Here is a 17773-nt window from a genome sequence, read left to right as displayed (position 1 = left end):
CCGTCCTGGCTGGTCGCGCAGTTCCCCGCGCCCCTGAAAACGCTCCCCCTCTCGCACAGAGGGCGCCCCCTGAAAGCGCCGTCTCCGCGGGAAGAGGGCAAGCCAAAAGGGCGCGGGGAACTGCGCGCCCAGCCCGAGGAGCGGGGAAGAAGGCAACGCCACAGCAAGTGGCAATCACCCGGGGGCGCGGGGAACGGCGCGACCGGCCATGACGGCGGGGGAGTCGATTTGGGTGAAGCGGGCTTCCGCGAAGACGAAAGCCGCCCGGGTGACACCGAACGGCTCCCGAAAGGAGTGGTTGAGCTGTGCGGCGAGCACGATCGCGAAGGCGACCGCGGCACCGGCGAAGGAGACGGCGACGAGGTGCCGGGCGGTCGAGGTGAGGCCGAGCACGGCCGGGAAGGCGATCAGGAAGGCCCCGGACGCGACCATCGCGAACCAGACGACCCGCGGTATGCCCGCCTTGACCGCGGCGGCGCGATCGGACCGCGTTTCGTACACGGTCGCCAGCGACGTCTGCGCGGCCGCTTTGGCCGCCGCCTGCTCTGGCCTGGCGGCACCCGCCGCCCTGACGGCCCCGCGCACGCGGTCGAGGGCCTGCCAGGCGGCGGGACTGGTGCGCCCGCGCGCGAGTTCGGGGAATTCCGCGGTGCGTACGTCCCGCGTGTACTGCCGCAGCAGCGCCCGTACGGCGGTGCGGTCGCCCGCGGCGAGGCCGCCGGCGTCCCAGTAGGTGTCGGTGAGCGCCCGCGCCTCGTCGTACGTACCGCTGCGCGCGTTGCTGAGCGCGGACCAGCTGCCGGCGACCTGGAAGCCGGTGAGCAGGATGAAGGAGCTGAGCAGCACCGCACCGATGAGGCTGAGCGCCTGACCGCCGAAGTCGCCTTCCGGGGTGATGCCGTGCCGGCCGAGGAAGCGGCCGAGGAGGTAGGCGAAGGCGGCGCCGCCGAGGGTGGACAGCAGGGGCACGGCGTACGGGGACACGGAACTCCTCAGTGACGGCGCCGGACGTGGCGGAAGGGGAGTGCGGCGAGTACCGCGGGCAGCAGGACGACGGCCATGGTCATGAGCCACCAGCGCGTGCCGTCGCCCGCGCCCTGCGGGTAGGGTCCGCCGGCGACCGGGTACGGGGAGCTGACGGAGGGCGACGGCACAGGTGACGCCGGCGTACGGGTCCGGGTCACGACCACCTCCGCGGCCCCGGCCCGGGAGGCCACCGCCCGCGGCACCGCCACCCGGGGCGCGGCACCTGACGGCACCCCCGAAGGCGCACCCGGCGTCGCAGGCGGCGCCGTACCGGGTGGCGTACCCGGCGGCCGCGTACCCGGGGGCGGCGAGTCCGGCACCGTCGGCGGCCCGCTCGGCGGCACCGTCGGCGGACTCGTCGGCACCGTAGGCGGAGCCGTCGGCGTACGGGACGGGCACGCGCCCCCCACCCGTACGCCCAGCCGTCCGGGCGGCAGCAGCGGCACCGCGGCGATCAGCCGCAGCACATCCGTGGCGTGCCCGTGGCCGTCGCACAGGGTCACGGCGATGCCGCAGCCGCCGCCCGGCCCGCACCCGACCCCCACCGACACTCCGCCGAAGCCGGGGCCGGGGCCGGATTGCGGCGCCGCAGGCGCGGACGACGGCGCGGCGAGCAGCACCAGCAAAGGCGCGGCGATGACGGCCGCGCCACGGCACGCCACCTTCCTCCGACGTACAGCTTTCACATTCCGTACGGTAAATGCGTATTTTCCGCCTGCTCAGCCGAATGGCTGACTATGGCGGGAAGTACGCGCAGCGCATCCGCGGCCGTTCGATTCGCCCGCCCGCGGGGTCCGGCCCCGCACGGCGCGCCCCTCGAACGTGCCCCGCACCGCCCCTGGGGCCATGAGCTGCTTCAAGCCACCGGCCGGGGTGCAGTGCGCCGTATGGGTCGGGCGCGGGCGAAACATCGGTGACGTCAGGCGGTAACGGCGGGGGCCTTGTCAGAGTGGGGCGAGGGACTTACGTTCGTCGGACGGCGGGGATCTACGTGCGTAGAACCGGCGTGACGTCGCGTCAGAGGAGCTGCTGCCATGAGCAATGTCGTGCGTGCCGCGCTGGTCCAGGCGACCTGGACCGGTGACACCGAGAGCATGATCGCCAAGCACGAGGAACACGCGAGAGCCGCCGCCGCGCAGGGCGCGAAGGTGATCGGTTTCCAGGAGGTCTTCAACGCCCCCTACTTCTGCCAGGTGCAGGAGGCCGAGCACTACCGGTGGGCGGAAGCGGTGCCCGACGGGCCGACGGTGCGGCGCATGCAGGAACTCGCCCGGGAGACGGGCATGGTGATCGTCGTGCCGGTCTTCGAGGTCGAGCAGCCGGGGGTCTACTTCAACACCGCCGCGGTCATCGACGCGGACGGCAGCTTCCTCGGCAAGTACCGCAAGCACCACATCCCGCAGGTGTCCGGCTTCTGGGAGAAGTACTACTTCAAACCGGGCAATCTGGGCTGGCCGGTCTTCGACACCGCGGTCGGCAGGATCGGCGTCTACATCTGCTACGACCGGCACTTCCCCGAGGGCTGGCGCGCGCTCGGCCTGGCGGGCGCGCAGCTGGTGTACAACCCGAGCGCCACCAGCCGCGGCCTTTCCGCGTACCTGTGGCAGCTGGAGCAGCCGGCCGCCGCCGTCGCCAACGAGTACTTCGTCGCCGCGATCAACCGGGTGGGCCGCGAGGAGTACGGCGACAACGACTTCTACGGCACCAGCTACTTCGTCGACCCGCGCGGGCAGTTCGTGGACGGCACCGCCTCCGACAGCAAGGAGGAACTGCTGGTCCGCGACCTGGACTTCGGCCTGATCGACGAGGTCCGCAACCAGTGGGCCTTCTACCGCGACCGCAGGCCCGACGCCTACGGCGACCTGACGGAGGCCTGAGCCGATGGCGAACGGAACCGCGGGCACCCATGCCGCCCTGCACGCACGGCACCAGGCGGTGCTGCCGGACTGGCTGGCCACGTACTATGCGCAGCCGATCGAGCTGACCCACGGCGAGGGCCGCCACGTCTGGGACGCCGAGGGCAACCGCTACCTGGACTTCTTCGGCGGCATCCTCACCACGATGACCGCGCACGCCCTGCCCGAGGTCGCCGCGGCCGTCGCGGACCAGGCGGGCAGGCTGCTGCACTCCTCGACGCTGTATCTGAGCAGCCAGGCCGTCGAGTTGGCCGAGCGGATCGCGCGGCTGTCCGGCATCCCCGACGCGCGGGTCTTCTTCACCACCTCCGGCACCGAGGCCAACGACACCGCGCTGCTGCTGGCGACGTCGTACCGCAGGTCCAACCAGATCCTGGCGCTGCGCAACAGCTACCACGGCAGGTCCTTCAGCGCGATCGGCATCACCGGCAACTCGGCCTGGTCGCCGACCAGCCTGTCGCCGCTGCAGACGCTGTACGTGCACGGCGGGGTGCGCAGCCGCGGGCCGTACGCGCACCTGTCGGACGCCGAGTTCGTCACCGCCTGCGTCGCCGACCTCGAAGACGTGCTCGGGCAGGCCGGCGGCACGGTCGCCGCGCTGATCGCGGAACCCGTCCAGGGCGTCGGCGGCTTCACCCTGCCGCCCGACGGGCTGTTCGCGGCCTTCAAGCAGGTGCTCGACCGGCACGGCATCCTGTGGATCACCGACGAGGTGCAGACCGGCTGGGGCCGCACGGGCGAGCACTTCTGGGGCTGGCAGGCGCACGGCGAGGCCGGTCCGCCGGACATCCTCACCTTCGCCAAGGGCATCGGCAACGGCATGTCGATGGGCGGTGTCGTGGCCCGCGCCGAGGTGATGAACTGCCTGACCGCCAACTCGATCTCCACCTTCGGCGGCAGCCCGGTCACCGCCGCTGCCGCCCTGGCCAACCTCGGCTACCTCATCGACCACGACCTGCCCGGCAACGCCCGCCGGGTCGGCGGCCTGCTCAAGGCCCGGCTCGAGTCCGTCGGGGCGGGACTCGGCGTGGTGCGCGAGGTGCGCGGGCGCGGCCTGATGCTGGGCGTCGAACTCGTCGTGCCCGGCACCGGCCAGCCGTCCGCGCAGGCCGCGGGCCTGGTCCTGGAGGCGGCCAGGGAGCAGGGCCTGCTCATCGGCAAGGGCGGCAGGGCGGGCAACGTGCTGCGGATCGCCCCGCCGCTGTCGCTGACCGTCGCGGAGGCCGAGGAGGGCGCCGCCGCGCTCGAAGCGGCGCTGAAGGCGGCGCAGACCGCACTGGAGAGCCCGGCGGCGGCCGGCACGGGAGGCATCACCGTATGAGCACCGCAGACCGTACCGTCGTCCGCGGCGGCCTGGTCGTCACCGCCGCCGACGAGATGCACGCCGACGTCCTGATCGAGGGCGGCAGGATCGCCGCGCTCGCCGCGCACGACAGCGACACCGCGGCCGGCTGGACCGCGGGGACCGTCATCGACGCCACCGGCAAGTACGTCATCCCCGGCGGTGTCGACGGGCACACCCACATGCAGATGCCCTTCGGCGGCACCACCGCGTCCGACACCTTCGAGACCGGCACCAGGGCCGCCGCCTGGGGCGGCACCACGACCGTCGTGGACTTCGCGATCCAGGGCGTGGGCGCCTCGCTGCGTGCCGGGCTCGACGCGTGGCACGCCAAGGCCGACGCCCAGTGCGCCATCGACTACGGCTTCCACATGATCGTCGCCGACGTCAACGACAAGACGCTCGCCGAGATGGACACCCTGGTCGAGGAGGGCGTCACCAGCTTCAAGATGTTCATGGCCTACCCGGGCGTCTTCTACAGCGACGACGGGCAGATCCTGCGCGCCATGCAGCGCGCCTCCGGCAACGGCGGCCTGGTGATGATGCACGCCGAGAACGGCATCGCCATCGACGTCCTGGTGCAGCAGGCGCTCGCCGCGGGGAAGACCGACCCCCGCTACCACGGCGAGGTGCGGCATGCGCTGCTGGAGGCCGAGGCCACCCACCGCGCGGTCCAGCTGGCCCGGGTCGCCGGCTCCCCGCTCTACGTGGTGCACGTCTCGGCCGAGCAGGCCGTCGCGGAACTGGCCGCGGCCCGCGACCTCGGCCTGCCGGTCTTCGGCGAGACCTGCCCGCAGTACCTGTTCCTGTCCACGGACAACCTGGCGGAGCCGGACTTCGAGGGCGCCAAGTACGTGTGCAGTACGCCGCTGCGCCCGCGCGAGCACCAGGCCGCGCTGTGGCGGGGACTGCGCACCGACGACCTCCAGGTGGTCTCCACCGACCACTGCCCGTTCTGCTTCTCGGGGCAGAAGGAGATGGGCCGCGGCGACTTCTCGAAGATCCCCAACGGCATGCCGGGCGTCGAGCACCGCATGGACCTGCTCCACCAGGCCGTGGTCGACGGGCACATCACCCGCCGCCGCTGGATCGACATCGCCTGCGCCGCCCCCGCCCGGATGTTCGGCCTCTACCCGCGCAAGGGCACCATCGCCCCGGGCGCGGACGCGGACGTCGTGGTCTACGACCCGCACGCCGAGCAGACGCTGTCGGCGAGCACCCACCACATGAACGTCGACTACTCCGCCTACGAGGGCCGCCGGCTCACCGGCCGGGTCGAGACCGTGCTCTCCCGCGGCGTCCCGGTGATCGAGCAGCAGGCGTACGTCGGCCGGGCGGGACACGGCCAGTACACCCCGCGCGGCATCTGCCAGTACCTCTGAGCCCCCCGTCACGAAAGGAGTGCGGCCATGGACTTCGGCCTCGTACTGCAGACCGACCCGCCCGCGTCCGACGTCGTCGAGCTGATGCGGCGTGCCGAGCGCAACGGATTCACCCACGGCTGGACCTTCGACTCCGCCGTGCTGTGGCAGGAGCCGTTCGTCATCCACAGCCGCATCCTGGACCACACCGAGCGGCTCACCGTGGGCACCATGGTCACCAACCCGGGCACCCGCACCTGGGAGGTGACCGCCTCCACCTTCGCGACCCTCAACTCCATGTACGGCAACCGCACGGTGTGCGGCATCGGCCGCGGCGACTCGGCGATGCGGGTTGCGGGCCGCCCGCCCAACACCCTGGCCAGGCTCGGCGAGGCCATCACCGCCATCCGCGACCTCGCCGAGGGCCGCGAGGCGGTGGTCGACGGCACCGCGCTGCGCATCCCGTGGGTCGAGGACGGCCGGCTGCCGGTGTGGATGGCCGCGTACGGCCCCAAGGCGCTGGCCATGGCCGGGCAGCTGGCCGACGGCTTCATCCTGCAGCTCGCCGACGTCTACCTCACCGAGTGGATGGTCAAGGCGGTCAGGGCGGCGGCCGAGTCGGCCGGCCGCGACCCGGCGTCCGTCACCGTCTGCGTCGCCGCCCCCGCCTACGTCACCGCCGACGACTCCCCGCAGGCCCTGGCGCACGCCCGCGAGCAGTGCCGCTGGTTCGGCGGCATGGTCGGCAACCACGTCGCCGACCTGGTCGGCCGCTACGGCGAGCACTCCGGGCTGGTCCCCGACGAGCTGACGGCGTACATCAAGCAGCGGCAGGGCTACGACTACGCCCACCACGGCCGCAGCGGCAATCCCGACACCGCCTTCGTGCCCGACGAGATCGTGGACCGCTTCTGCCTGATCGGCCCGCCGCAGGCGCATGTCGAAAAGCTGGAGGCGCTGCGCGACCTGGGCGTCGACCACTTCGCCGTCTACGACATGCACGACGCCAAGGAGGCGGTCGTCGACGCCTACGGCGAGCAGGTCATCCCCGCACTGTCGTGAGGGCGGCGGCGGTGCGGGAGGCCGGGCGGGAGGCGGGGCGGGGTGCCCTGCCGGGTGCCTTGCGGGGTGCGGAACCACGCTGCCCCGGCGTCTGGTTGGATGGCGCCATGGGCAACGGAGTCGGTGTGCAGCACAACCCGGCCGGCCGGACGGCGGCCCGGCCGTGAGGCGGGCCGTGGTCGCCGACGCGGTGGTCGTCGGCGCGGGACCCAACGGGCTGACCGCCGCGGTCGAACTGGCCCGCGCGGGCCTGAGCGTGCAGGTCTACGAGGCCGCGGACACCGTGGGCGGCGGCGCGCGCACCGAGGAGCTGACGCTGCCGGGCTTCCGGCACGACCCCTGCTCGGCCGTGCACCCCTTCGGCATCGGCTCGCCCGCCTTCCAGGCGCTGCCGCTGGCCAGGCACGGCCTGGAGTGGGTGCAGCCCGAGGTGCCGATGGCGCACCCCTTCCCCGACGGCACCGCCGCGGTGCTCGGCCGTACGGTCGGCGAGACCGCCGCGTCGCTGGGGCCGCGCGACGCGGGCACGTACCGCAAGCTGATGGCGCCCTACACCGGCCACTGGGACACCATCGCCGCGGACTTCTTCCGCCCGCAGTGGGCGGGCATACCCCGCGACCCCTACCGCTTCCTGCGCTTCGGGCTGACCGGCACCCCGCCCGCCTCGCTGCTGGCGCTGCGCTTCCGCGACGCCAAGGCCCGCGGGATGCTCGCCGGGCTCGCGGGGCACGCGATCTCCCGGCTGAGCCAGCCCTTCACCGGGGCGATGGCGATGATGTTCGCGCTGGCGGCGCACGAGCGGGGCTGGCCGGTGGCCCGCGGCGGCTCGCAGGCGATCTCCGACGCGCTGGCCGGGTACCTGACCGAGCTGGGCGGCGAGATCCGCACCGGCGTGACCGTGCGCAAGCTGGACGAGCTGCCGCCGGCCAGGGCCTATGTCTTCGACACCTCGCCGACCGCGCTGGCCAGGATCGCCGCGCTCGGCGACGCCTACCGCGGCTACCGCTACGGCCCCTCGGTCTTCAAGATCGACTACGCCCTGGAAGGACCCGTCCCGTGGACGGCCGAGCCGGCCAGGCGGGCCGGCACCATCCACGTCGGCCCGACCTACACCGAGATCGGCGACGCGCTGAACCGGGCGGTCACCGGGCGCCCGCCGCACACCCCGTTCCTGATCACCTCGCAGCCCACCGTGGTGGACCCGTCACGGGCGCCGGAGGGCAAGCACGTCTTCTGGGCCTACGGGCACGTCCCGCACGACTGGCACGGCGACGCCACCGACGCCGTCGAGCGGCAGATCGAGCGCTTCGCGCCGGGCTTCCGCGACCTGGTGCTGGCCCGCGCCGTCACCGGCCCCGCGGGACTGGCCGCGCGCAACGCCAACTACGTGGGCGGCGACGTTGCCTGCGGCGCCTTCGCGGGCCTGCAGGCGGTGCTGCGCCCGCGGCTCGCCGCGGTGCCGTACGCGACCCGGCGGCCCGGGGTCTTCCTGTGCTCGTCCGCGACCCCGCCGGGTCCCGGCGTGCACGGTATGAGCGGCCACAACGCGGCCCGTGCCGTCCTGCGGCACCTGCGGCGCGCGGCCCGGCGCTGACACCCCTGGCGGGAGGCGCCTGCCGGGCCGCGCTGCCGGCGGCGTCAGGCGCCGTACGGCGGCTGGCCGGCCGGGGCCGCGAAGGCCTGCGGGGCGGCGAAGCGGACCTCGGACAGCGCGCGCTTCATGATGACCTTGTTGAAGTAGCCGAGACCGACGAAGATGCACAGCACGACGTACCAGAACTTCTCGGCGCTGGTCATCTCCACCAGGCCGTACTCGCTGAGGGCCTTCTTCGCCGGGACCTTGGACAGGTAGTAGGCGCCGAAGTAGATGCAGCCGAGCACGTACCAGAACTTCTCCCACGAGGTGTTCTGGCCGTTGCCGAGGGTCTGGGGCTGGGACATGGGATGTGCGCCTTTCGGTGGTGGAACGCGAGCGGTGGGGAAGGGCAGCCCGGCAAACGCGACATGCGGCCTTCGAGGGCCGCGTCGGGTGCGTGGGGGCATGCCGAGGAAAGCGGCTCAGGCCGCAAGGCACCCCTGGCTGCGGGCAGTTCGGAAGTGCCGAACCGGAAGCATAGGGGTAAAGGTTGCTCTGTGTCGCCGCTTTCCGGCCCATTCGCGGATCTTCCGCTGACCCGGTCGCCCGCGCCGGGTGCGGGTTGTCACCGGAACGTACGGAAACTAGTCTTACTCACCGGTAAGTTTACTCTGGAGTAAGGAAGGTGGACGATGGCCGCAGCGGACGACCTCGACCTGGAGACCCTCGACTTCGGCTCGGTCGGGCCCGCGGAGTTCGCCGGGATCGTCAAGGGCCTGCCCACCCGGCGGATTGCCGAGCTGATGGGCGGACCGCAGCGCCGGCGCGTGCTCGACGAGGTCTTCGGCCGGATGCACACCCTCTTCAAGCCGGACGCCGCCGCAGGCAAGGACGCGTTGATCCGCTGGCGCATCACCGCGGCCGACGGCGGCGCCGACGACGTCTACGAGACGCACATCGGCGGCGGCACCTGCACCGTCACCCCGGAACGCACCGACCGCGAACCGCAGTTGAGCCTCACCATGGCCGCCCCCGAATTCCTCCGCCTGGTGTCGGGCAACGCCTCGGGACCCACCCTCTTCTTCACCCGCAAGCTCAAGCTCAAGGGCGACATCCGGCTCGCCGGCAGCCTCACCTACTACTTCGACATCCCCAAGCCCTGAGCCCCGGTCACTCCCGCCTTCACCCTGCCGCGGGACGGCCGTCGACCAGCTCCGCGGGACCGGTGCCCGCGGCCAGCGCCGCCAGCGCGGCACGGACACGGCCCGCCTGGCCCGGCCCGAAGTAGCGGTCCACCTCGGCCGGGTCGATCAGCAGCCAGGAGTCCAGCTCCTCCTCCTGCAGCCGCACCGCGGCCAGTTGCTCCGCCGAGAGCACTCCGCCGTCGTAGAGGTAGCTCACCGACGGCGGCCGCCCAGGCGCCGAGGACCAGTCGATCACCAGCAGGGCGCCCGGCGCCACGTCGAGGCCGATCTCCTCCACGGTCTCCCGGCGCGCGCCCTCACGCGGGGTCTCCTCGCGGTCCGACTCGATCGTGCCGCCCGGCAGCGTCCACGTCCCGTCGTCGCGGTAGTTCGGCTCCACGATCAGGATCCGCCCGTCAGCCGAGCGGCACAGCATGCTCGCCCCCGCGAGGATCTTCGGCAAACCGGCGATGTAGGTGGCGTAGTCGGTCGTCATACCGCCAATCTACGGCGGCGGCCACGGCGGCGCGCCGTGTTCGCGCCGCCACGGAACGCGCTGGCCATGGGCACGGCGCCCACGCCGGGATAGGGTCCGAGCGGCGCGATGTTCCGTATCGGATGGAGAAGACGAAGGTGTCCCACACCGCAGGGAAATCGACGGGGCGCGTGCTGATCGCCGCCGACAAGTTCAAGGGCTCGCTGACCGCCGTGCAGGTCGCCGAGCACGTCACGGCAGGGCTGCGGGCCGTCGTGCCCGGCCTGGACGTGGCCGCACTGCCCGTCGCCGACGGCGGCGACGGCACGGTCGACGCGGCGGTCGCCGCCGGCTTCGAACGGCGGACGGTACGGGTCACCGGGCCGCTCGGCGATCCCGTCGAGGCCGCGTACGCGCTGCGCGAGGGCACCGCCGTGGTGGAGATGGCCGAGGCCTCGGGCCTGCGGCACCTGCCGCCCGGGGTCTTCGCACCACTGACGGCCACCACGTACGGCACCGGCGAACTGCTGCGGGCCGCGCTCGACGCCGGGGCGCGCACCATCGTGCTCGGCGTCGGCGGCAGCGCCACCAACGACGGCGGCGCGGGCATGCTCGCCGCGCTCGGCGCGCGGCTGCTCGACGCGGCCGGGCAGCCCGTCGGGCCGGGCGGCGGCCCCCTCTCCGGCCTCGCCACCGCCGACCTCGGCTGCCTCGACCCGCGGCTGGCCGCCACCGACGTCGTACTGGCCAGCGACGTCGACAACCCGCTGCTCGGCCCGAAGGGCGCCGCGGCCGTCTACGGCCCGCAGAAGGGCGCCACCGCGGACGAGGTCGCCGTCCTGGACGCCGCTCTCGCCCACTACGCCGAGGTGCTCGGCGCCACCGCACAGGCCGAGGCGCCCGGCGCCGGTGCCGCCGGCGGTATCGGGTTCGGCGCGCTGGTCGGCCTGGGCGCCGGCTTCCGGCCCGGGATCGAGGTGCTGCTCGACGTCCTCGGCTTCGAGGGGGCCCTCGACGGGGCCACGCTCGTCATCACCGGTGAGGGCTCGCTCGACGAGCAGACGCTGCACGGCAAGGCGCCGGTCGGGGTGGCCGCGGCCGCCCGCGCCCGCGGCATCGACGTCGTGGCGGTCTGCGGCCGCCTCACCCTCCCCCCCTCCGCCCTCGGCGCGGCCGGCATCCGCCGCGCCTACGCCCTCTCCGACCTCGAACCCGACCCGGCCCGCTCCATGTCGCAGGCCGGCCCCCTCCTCGAACGCCTCTCCACCCACCTGGCCAACGACTTCCTCACCTAGGCCGTGTTGTGGAAGTCCCGCCTGCCCCGCGACGCCTGGCACGCACGCTCGCTGCGTTGTCGGAGTCGTCCGAGTAGGCCCACTACGAGGACGACCCTCCGCCTTGCGATCGCACGCACCGGACGCCGCGGGGCCCGCCCTGTGGGCGGACGGCGCTACTTCCAAAACACGGCCCAGCCCCTCCGGGGCGGGTTCGCCCACGCCCCGAGCGGCGCCCTACCCCAGACCGCGGTCCCTGCGGCGTGCCCCGTCGCCTGACGGCGCCATCCGCTGGCCGCGGCGGCTTGTGAGGGTGCCCCTTCCGCAGGGGGGTGCCCCTCAGGGGCGCGGGGCTGCATCTGATCTGCGCCTGGCGGCGCGTGGGCGCGACCTGCCCTCCCCCAGGGCTTTGCCTGGGGGTGCCCCCATCTCGCTTCGCTCGCGGCCGGTGGTCCGGCACGGACCGAGCAGCCCCTTTGGGCCGGTGACGACCCGCGCCCCGGTGGGGGCGCGCGTGATGACGGGCGGCCACCACCTCAGGGGCGCGGGGAACTGCGCGCTCAACCCCACCGGCCGGTGGTCCGTCTCCGACAGAAATTGCCCCTTCGGGATGGTGACGACCGGCGCGTGGTTGGTGGGCTGGTCGCGCAGTTCCCCGCGCCCCTGAAAAGCACCCCTGCGCAAGGGGAGCCGCACACCCGCCGTGACCGGGGGATCGGGCGCTGCCCGACGCGAAGGCACCCCCGGCCGCGGGGAGCGGCGGAGGGTGCCTGGGGGCGCGAGGAGGAGGCGAGGTCTAGCGAATGACCTCGGCGCGGGCCTCGCGGCGATTGGCCCGCATCGTGTTCACCCGCCGCGTCGTCGCGAAGCAGGGAATCACCGCCGCGGCCATGCACTGCAGCGCGGCCCCGGTCTGTAGCAGCTGGTGCCCGCCGGGCACGTCCAGTGTCCAGGCGGTGAGGCAGCCCATGCTGACCAGGATCCACGCCAGCGTGACGACGGCGAGCCGCCCGCGGGGCTTGGGGTACTCGACCCGGCTCACCATGAGCCAGGCCACACCCACGATCGCCGCGATGGTCGGCGCGAAGGGCAGTTCCAGCAGCACCACGGAGACCACGGTCATCGCCCCGAAGGGGCTGGGCATGCCCTGGAAGACCCCGTCCCGCAACGTCGTGCAGGAGAAGCGGGCGAGCCGCAGCACCACGGCCAGCACGACGAGCACCGCGGCCACCGCGGACACCTTGCCGTACGCGTCGTCGGCGACCAGTCCCCACACGACCACGAAGTAGGCCGGGGCGAGCCCGAAGCTGATCAGGTCGGAGAGGTTGTCCAGCTCGGCCCCCATGGCCGAGCTGCGCAGCTTGCGCGCCACCAGGCCGTCGAAGAGGTCGAAGACGGAGGCGAGCAGCATCAGCGTGACCGCCGTGGCGGCGCTGTGCTTGGACATGCCGCCGTCGCTGGTGCCCATCAGGTGCGGGACGAGCACGCCGGTGGTGGTGAAGTACACGGCCATGAAGCCGCAGATCGCATTGCCCAGGGTGAGCGCGTCGGCGATGGACAGCCGGGTCGACAGGGGGAGGTCGTCGACCTCGTCCTGGAGTTCGGACACCCAGGTGGACTGCCCTGTGTCCTGATCAGTCACGGTCAAGGCGTGTCACCCCAGCCGTGGTGGTCTGCCCGACCTCGACACCCGCTTCGATGCCGGCCGGCAGGTACACGTCGACCCGGGAGCCGAAGCGGATCAGCCCGATCCGGTCGCCCTGCTCGACCTTGCAGCCGCGCGGCACGTACGGCACGATCCGGCGCGCCACGGCGCCGGCGATCTGCACCATCTCGATGTCGCCCGCGTCGGTGTCGAAGTGCCACACCACCCGCTCGTTGTTCTCGCTCTCCTTGTTGAACGCCGGTACGTACCCGCCGGGGATGTGCTCGACGGAGGTGACCGTGCCGGTGAGCGGGGCCCGGTTGACGTGCACGTTGAGCGGGCTCATGAAGATCGCGACGCGGGTGCGCCCGTCCTTCCACGGCATGACGCTCTGGACCACGCCGTCGGCCGGGCTGATGACCCGGCCGTCGGCGATCTCCCGCTCGGGGTCGCGGAAGAACCACAGCATCCCTGCCGCGAGCGCGGTGGCGGGGACGGCCACGGACGCCCAGCGGCCGGAGTGCCGCGCTTTGGCAAGGGAGACCGCCGCGGTGGCCACGGTCGGCAGGAGCCACGGAGATGCGCCACGTGCGAGGCGGACCCGGCCGCGTGGTGCAGGGGAATGGCTGTGGGGCATGGAAGACCTTCGTAGCGGAGGATGCCGCGAATTGCTTCAGGGGACGGCGGCTTTGGTCGATGGTATCGGCTGACACCGGCAACTGGGCAAGCGCAAGGGCGAGTCGGTGGCTGGTTCCGGTGGCCTATGCCATGACGCAGTGTGACCTTTCCCTCGGATAAATCATCCCAAATACGGACATTTATCCCTGGATTCGGTACTCCTCCAGAAGTCTCCTCCCGATGATCATTTTCTGGATCTCTGCGGTTCCCTCGCCGATCAGCAGCATCGGCGCCTCCCGGTAGAGGCGCTCGATCTCGTACTCCTTGGAGAAGCCGTAGCCGCCGTGGATGCGGAAGGCGTCCTCCACGACCTCCTTGCAGAACTCCGAGGCCAGGTACTTCGCCATTCCCGCTTCCAGGTCGTTGCGCTCGCCCGAGTCCTTCTTGCGTGCGGCATTGACCATCATCTGGTGCGCGGCCTCCACCTTCGTGGCCATTTCCGCGAGCTTGAACTGGATCGCCTGGTGCTCGGCGATGGCCTTGCCGAAGGTGTGCCGCTGCTGCGCGTAGGAGATGCCCAGCTCGAAGGCGCGCCTGGCCACACCGCAGCCGCGGGCGGCCACGTTGACCCGGCCCACCTCGACCCCGTCCATCATCTGGTAGAAGCCCCGCCCGCTGGTGCCGCCGAGGACCCGGTCCGCGGGCACCCGGACGTCCTGGAGGACCAGCTCGGTGGTGTCGACGCCCTTGTAGCCCATCTTGTCGATCTTGCCGGGCACGGTCAGGCCGGGCACCGCCGGGTTGGGGCCGAAGCCCGGCTCCTTCTCGATCAGGAAGGTGGTCATCGACCGGTGCGCGGGCGCGTCCTCCGGCTGCCCCTCGTCGGTGCGGCACAGCACCGCGACCAGGTTCGACGAGCCGCCGTTGGTCAGCCACATCTTCTGGCCGTTGACGACGTAGCCGTCCCCGTCGCGTACGCCCTTGGTGCGGATCGCCGACACGTCGGAGCCCAGGCCCGGCTCGGACATCGAGAACGCGCCGCGCAGCTCGCCCGCCGCCATGCGCGGCAGGAAGTACTCCTTCTGCTCCTGTGTCCCGTGCTGCTTGATCATGTAGGCCACGATGAAATGCGTGTTGATGATCCCGGACACACTCATCCAGCCGCGGGCGATCTCCTCCACGGTCAGCGCGTAGGTCAGCAGCGACTCCCCCAGGCCCCCGTACTCCTCGGGGATCATCAGGCCGAAGATGCCGAGGTCCTTGAGGCCCTCGACGATGTCGGTGGGGTATTCGTCGCGGTGTTCCAGCTCGGTGGCGACCGGCAGGATCTCCTTGTCCACGAAGCTGCGCACCGTGGAGAGGATCTCCTGCTGGACGTCGGTCAGCCCGTCGGTCTGCGCGAGTCGGTCGGCCATGTGTCAGTTCCCCTCCGGCTGCGGGCGGCCGGGCTGCTCCCCGCCGCGCTGCTCGACATATGTGGCGGTGGGCACCATCACCTTGCGGCGGAAGACGCAGACCAGGGTGCCGTCCTGGTTGTGCCCGCGGGTCTCGACCTGGACGATGCCGCGGTCGCTCCTGGACTTCGAGGGCCACTTGTCCAGCACCGTCGTCTCGCCGTAGACGGTGTCGCCGTGGAAGGTCGGCGCCACGTGCCGCAGTGACTCGACCTCCAGGTTGGCGATGGCCTTGCCGGACACGTCGGGCACCGACATGCCGAGCAGCAGCGAGTAGACGTAGTTCCCGACCACCACGTTGCGGCCGAAGTCGGTGGTCTTCTCCGCGTAGTTGGCATCCATGTGCAGCGGGTGGTGATTCATGGTGAGGAGGCAGAAGAGGTGGTCGTCGTATTCCGTGACCGTCTTTCCCGGCCAGTGCCTGTAGACGGCACCGACCTCGAACTCCTCATATGTGCGGCCGAACTGCACAGTCATACCTCCAGCTTGTTCGCGAGCCGGATCTCGTCCACGATCCGGCCGATGATCCCGGTGATACCGAAGTCCTTGGGTGTGAACACCGCCGCCACACCGGCGGCCCGCAGGGCGGTCGCGTCGGCGGCCGGGATGATGCCGCCGACCACCACCGGGATGTCGTCCACACCGGCCCTGCGCAGCCGCTCCAGCACGTCCGGCACCAGTGCGGCATGCGACCCCGACAGGATCGACAGGCCCACGCAGTGCACGTCCTCGGCGACCGCGGCCGACACGATCTGCTCGGGGGTGAGCCTGATCCCCTGGTAGACCACCTCGAAGCCGGCGTCCCTGGCGCGTACCGCTATCTGCTCGGCCCCGTTGGAGTGCCCGTCGAGGCCCGGCTTGCCCACCAGCAGCCGCAGCCGCCCGCCGCCCAGCTCCTTCGCGGTGGCCGCGACCTTGCTGCGTACCTCCGCCAGCGGGCTGCCGTCCTCCGCGCCGACCGCGACGGGCGCGGCGCCGACCCCGGTGGGCGCCCGGAACTCGCCGAAGACGTCACGCAGTGCCCATGACCACTCACCGGTCGTCACGCCGGCCCGCGCGCACTCCAGCGTCGCCGTCATCAGGTTGGCGGTGCCCGCCGCCGCCGACCGCAGCGCGGTCAGCGCCTCCTGTGCGCGCGGCTCGTCCCTGCCCAGCCGCCAGTCGTGCAGCGCGGCCACCACCCGGGCCTCGTTGGCCGGGTCGACCGTCATGATCGCGGTGTCCAGGTCGGCGGTCAGCGGGCTGGGCTCGGTGCTCTCGTGGATGTTGACCCCGACGACCTTCTCCTCGCCGGACTCGATGCGTGCCCTGCGGGCGGCGTGCGAGGCGACCAGCTCGGACTTCAGGTAGCCGGACTCGACGGCCGCCATCGCACCGCCCAGCTCCTCGATGTGTGCCATCTCGGCGGTGGCCTGCTCGACCAGCTCGGCGACCTTCGCCTCCACCACATGGCTGCCGTCGAAGATGTCGGGGTATTCGAGCAGGTCGCTCTCGTGCGCGAGCACCTGCTGTATGCGCAGGCTCCACTGCTGGTCCCAGGGCCTGGGCAGGCCCAGAGCCTCGTTCCACGCGGGCAGTTGGACCGCGCGCGCCCTGGCGTCCTTCGACAGCGTCACCGCCAGCATCTCCAGCACGATGCGCTGCACGTTGTTCTCCGGCTGCGCCTCGGTCAGGCCGAGCGAGTTGACCTGCACGCCGTAGCGGAAGCGCCGCTGCCGGGGGTCCTGGACGCCGTAGCGCTCCCGGGTGAGGGTGTCCCAGATGCGCCCGAAGGCGCGCATCTTGCACATCTCCTCGACGAAGCGGACGCCGGCGTTGACGAAGAAGGAGATCCGGCCGACCACCTCGCCCCTGCGCTCCTGCGGCACCTGCCCCGAGGCGAAGACCGCGTCCAGCACCGCGACGGCCGTGGACATCGCGTAGGCGATCTCCTGCACCGGTGTCGCCCCGGCCTCCTGCAGGTGGTAGCTGCAGATGTTGATCGGGTTCCACCGCGGCATGTGGTGGACGGTGTACGTGATCATGTCCGTGGTCAGCCGCAGCGACGGCTCCGGCGGGAAGACATGGGTCCCGCGGGACAGGTACTCCTTGACGATGTCGTTCTGCGTCGTGCCCTGCAGCGCGGCGACGTCGGCGCCCTGCTCCTCGGCGACCACCTGGTAGAGCGCCAGCAGCCACATGGCGGTGGCGTTGATGGTCATCGAGGTGTTCATCCGCTCCAGCGGGATGCCCTCGAACAGCCGCCGCATGTCGCCCAGGTGCGCGATCGGCACCCCGACCCTGCCGACCTCGCCGCGGGCCAGCACGTGGTCGGCGTCGTAACCGGTCTGCGTGGGCAGGTCGAAGGCCACGGACAGGCCGGTCTGGCCCTTGTCCAGGTTGCGCCGGTAGAGCGCGTTGGAGGCCTCGGCCGTGGAGTGGCCCGCGTAGGTGCGCATCAGCCACGGCCGGTCCTTCTTGCGCGGCTCGCCCGCGGTCATCGGTTGTCCTTGCCGTGCGCGGTGCCGGCCCGCCCCGCCGAGGCGTCGCGGAAGAGGTTGATGGAGGTCAGGTGCTGCTCGCGCAGCACCGGGTCGGTCACTCCCATGCCCTCCTCGGGGGCCAGCGCCAGGACGCCGACCTTGCCGTGGTGGAGGTTGCGGTGGACGTCGTAGGCGGCCTGCCCGGTGTCGGCCAGGCTGTAGGTGCGCGACAGGGTGGGGTGGATCTTCCCCTTGGCGATCAGGCGGTTGGCCTCCCACGCCTCGCGGTAGTTGGCGAAGTGCGAGCCGACGATCTTCTTCAGGCTCATCCACAGGTAGCGGTTGTCGTACTCGTGGGTGTAGCCGCTGGTGGAGGCA

Annotated in this window: 16 protein-coding genes and 1 pseudogene; 7 read left to right on the top strand and 10 right to left on the bottom strand. The window is 72.0% G+C overall.

Going from position 1 to position 17773, the window contains the following annotated elements:
- Positions 1-174: 174 nt before the first annotated feature.
- Both JT723_RS22120 and JT723_RS22115 read right to left on the bottom strand, forming a co-directional pair.
- Positions 175-984: a bestrophin-like domain gene (locus JT723_RS22120; protein WP_251513491.1), complete on the bottom strand. Its 810-nt coding sequence runs from the start codon at positions 982-984 to the stop codon at positions 175-177.
- A gap of 8 nt (positions 985-992) precedes the next feature.
- Positions 993-1712: a hypothetical protein gene (locus JT723_RS22115; RefSeq protein WP_205046493.1), complete on the bottom strand. Its 720-nt coding sequence runs from the start codon at positions 1710-1712 to the stop codon at positions 993-995.
- A gap of 348 nt (positions 1713-2060) precedes the next feature.
- Between JT723_RS22115 and JT723_RS22110 the strand changes: the two genes are divergently transcribed.
- The 5 genes from JT723_RS22110 to JT723_RS22090 all read left to right on the top strand — a co-directional run bounded on the left by JT723_RS22110 (position 2061) and on the right by JT723_RS22090 (position 8301).
- Entirely contained in the window at positions 2061-2903 is an 843-nt protein-coding gene (locus tag JT723_RS22110) for a nitrilase-related carbon-nitrogen hydrolase (RefSeq protein ID WP_205046492.1), read from the top strand.
- A gap of 4 nt (positions 2904-2907) precedes the next feature.
- Positions 2908-4263 (top strand): aspartate aminotransferase family protein, encoded by a 1356-nt coding sequence (locus tag JT723_RS22105; protein ID WP_205046491.1) that lies wholly within the window; start codon positions 2908-2910, stop codon positions 4261-4263.
- On the top strand, positions 4260-5666 hold the full coding sequence (gene hydA, locus JT723_RS22100) for a dihydropyrimidinase (protein WP_205046490.1): 1407 nt from the start codon (positions 4260-4262) through the stop codon (positions 5664-5666). Before JT723_RS22105 ends, hydA begins: the two co-directional genes overlap by 4 nt.
- 27 nt (positions 5667-5693) lie before the next feature.
- The gene (locus tag JT723_RS22095; protein WP_205046489.1) at positions 5694-6707 is read left to right on the top strand and encodes a TIGR03842 family LLM class F420-dependent oxidoreductase; all 1014 of its coding nucleotides are present in this window, start codon (positions 5694-5696) and stop codon (positions 6705-6707) included.
- Between the two features lie 163 nt (positions 6708-6870).
- Positions 6871-8301, top strand: a complete 1431-nt coding sequence (locus JT723_RS22090) for a phytoene desaturase family protein (protein ID WP_205046488.1) — start codon at positions 6871-6873, stop codon at positions 8299-8301.
- A 44-nt stretch (positions 8302-8345) separates the two neighbouring features.
- On the opposite strand, the gene JT723_RS22085 is transcribed toward JT723_RS22090, so the two are convergent.
- Positions 8346-8648 carry a hypothetical protein gene (locus JT723_RS22085; RefSeq protein WP_205046487.1) on the bottom strand — a complete coding sequence of 101 codons (303 nt, stop codon included), beginning with the start codon at positions 8646-8648 and terminating at the stop codon, positions 8346-8348.
- A gap of 327 nt (positions 8649-8975) precedes the next feature.
- Here JT723_RS22085 and JT723_RS22080 point away from each other — a divergent pair, with 327 nt between their 5' ends.
- Positions 8976-9446 carry an SCP2 sterol-binding domain-containing protein gene (locus JT723_RS22080; protein WP_205046486.1) on the top strand — a complete coding sequence of 157 codons (471 nt, stop codon included), beginning with the start codon at positions 8976-8978 and terminating at the stop codon, positions 9444-9446.
- 19 nt (positions 9447-9465) lie between these two features.
- On the opposite strand, the gene JT723_RS22075 is transcribed toward JT723_RS22080, so the two are convergent.
- On the bottom strand, positions 9466-9963 hold the full coding sequence (locus JT723_RS22075) for an NUDIX domain-containing protein (protein ID WP_205046485.1): 498 nt from the start codon (positions 9961-9963) through the stop codon (positions 9466-9468).
- Between the two features lie 122 nt (positions 9964-10085).
- On the opposite strand from JT723_RS22075, the gene JT723_RS22070 reads away from it, so the two are divergent.
- Positions 10086-11237: a glycerate kinase gene (locus JT723_RS22070; protein ID WP_205046484.1), complete on the top strand. Its 1152-nt coding sequence runs from the start codon at positions 10086-10088 to the stop codon at positions 11235-11237.
- A gap of 775 nt (positions 11238-12012) precedes the next feature.
- Here JT723_RS22070 and pssA read toward each other — a convergent pair.
- The 6 genes and pseudogenes from pssA to JT723_RS22040 all read right to left on the bottom strand — a co-directional run.
- Positions 12013-12864 (bottom strand): CDP-diacylglycerol--serine O-phosphatidyltransferase, encoded by an 852-nt coding sequence (gene pssA / locus JT723_RS22065; protein WP_205046483.1) that lies wholly within the window; start codon positions 12862-12864, stop codon positions 12013-12015.
- Positions 12851-13498 carry a phosphatidylserine decarboxylase gene (locus tag JT723_RS22060; protein WP_205046482.1) on the bottom strand — a complete coding sequence of 216 codons (648 nt, stop codon included), beginning with the start codon at positions 13496-13498 and terminating at the stop codon, positions 12851-12853. Before JT723_RS22060 ends, pssA begins: the two co-directional genes overlap by 14 nt.
- Before the next feature lie 181 nt (positions 13499-13679).
- Complete coding sequence (locus JT723_RS22055) at positions 13680-14894, bottom strand: acyl-CoA dehydrogenase family protein (RefSeq protein WP_205046481.1); 1215 nt, start codon at positions 14892-14894, stop codon at positions 13680-13682.
- Positions 14895-14897: 3 nt separating this feature from the next.
- On the bottom strand, positions 14898-15404 hold the full coding sequence (locus JT723_RS22050) for a MaoC family dehydratase (RefSeq protein WP_205046587.1): 507 nt from the start codon (positions 15402-15404) through the stop codon (positions 14898-14900).
- A gap of 2 nt (positions 15405-15406) precedes the next feature.
- Complete coding sequence (locus JT723_RS22045; protein ID WP_205046480.1) at positions 15407-17413, bottom strand: ethylmalonyl-CoA mutase; 2007 nt, start codon at positions 17411-17413, stop codon at positions 15407-15409.
- Positions 17410-17773, bottom strand: a pseudogene (locus JT723_RS22040) (crotonyl-CoA carboxylase/reductase); the annotation flags it as partial. The pseudogene JT723_RS22040 and the gene JT723_RS22045, both read right to left, overlap by 4 nt.

Source organism: Actinacidiphila bryophytorum (assembly GCF_016916835.1).
Lineage (GTDB): Bacteria > Actinomycetota > Actinomycetes > Streptomycetales > Streptomycetaceae > Actinacidiphila > Actinacidiphila bryophytorum.
The sequence above is the reverse complement of the archived record's forward strand: the minus strand, read 5'-3'. Positions and strand labels throughout refer to the sequence as shown.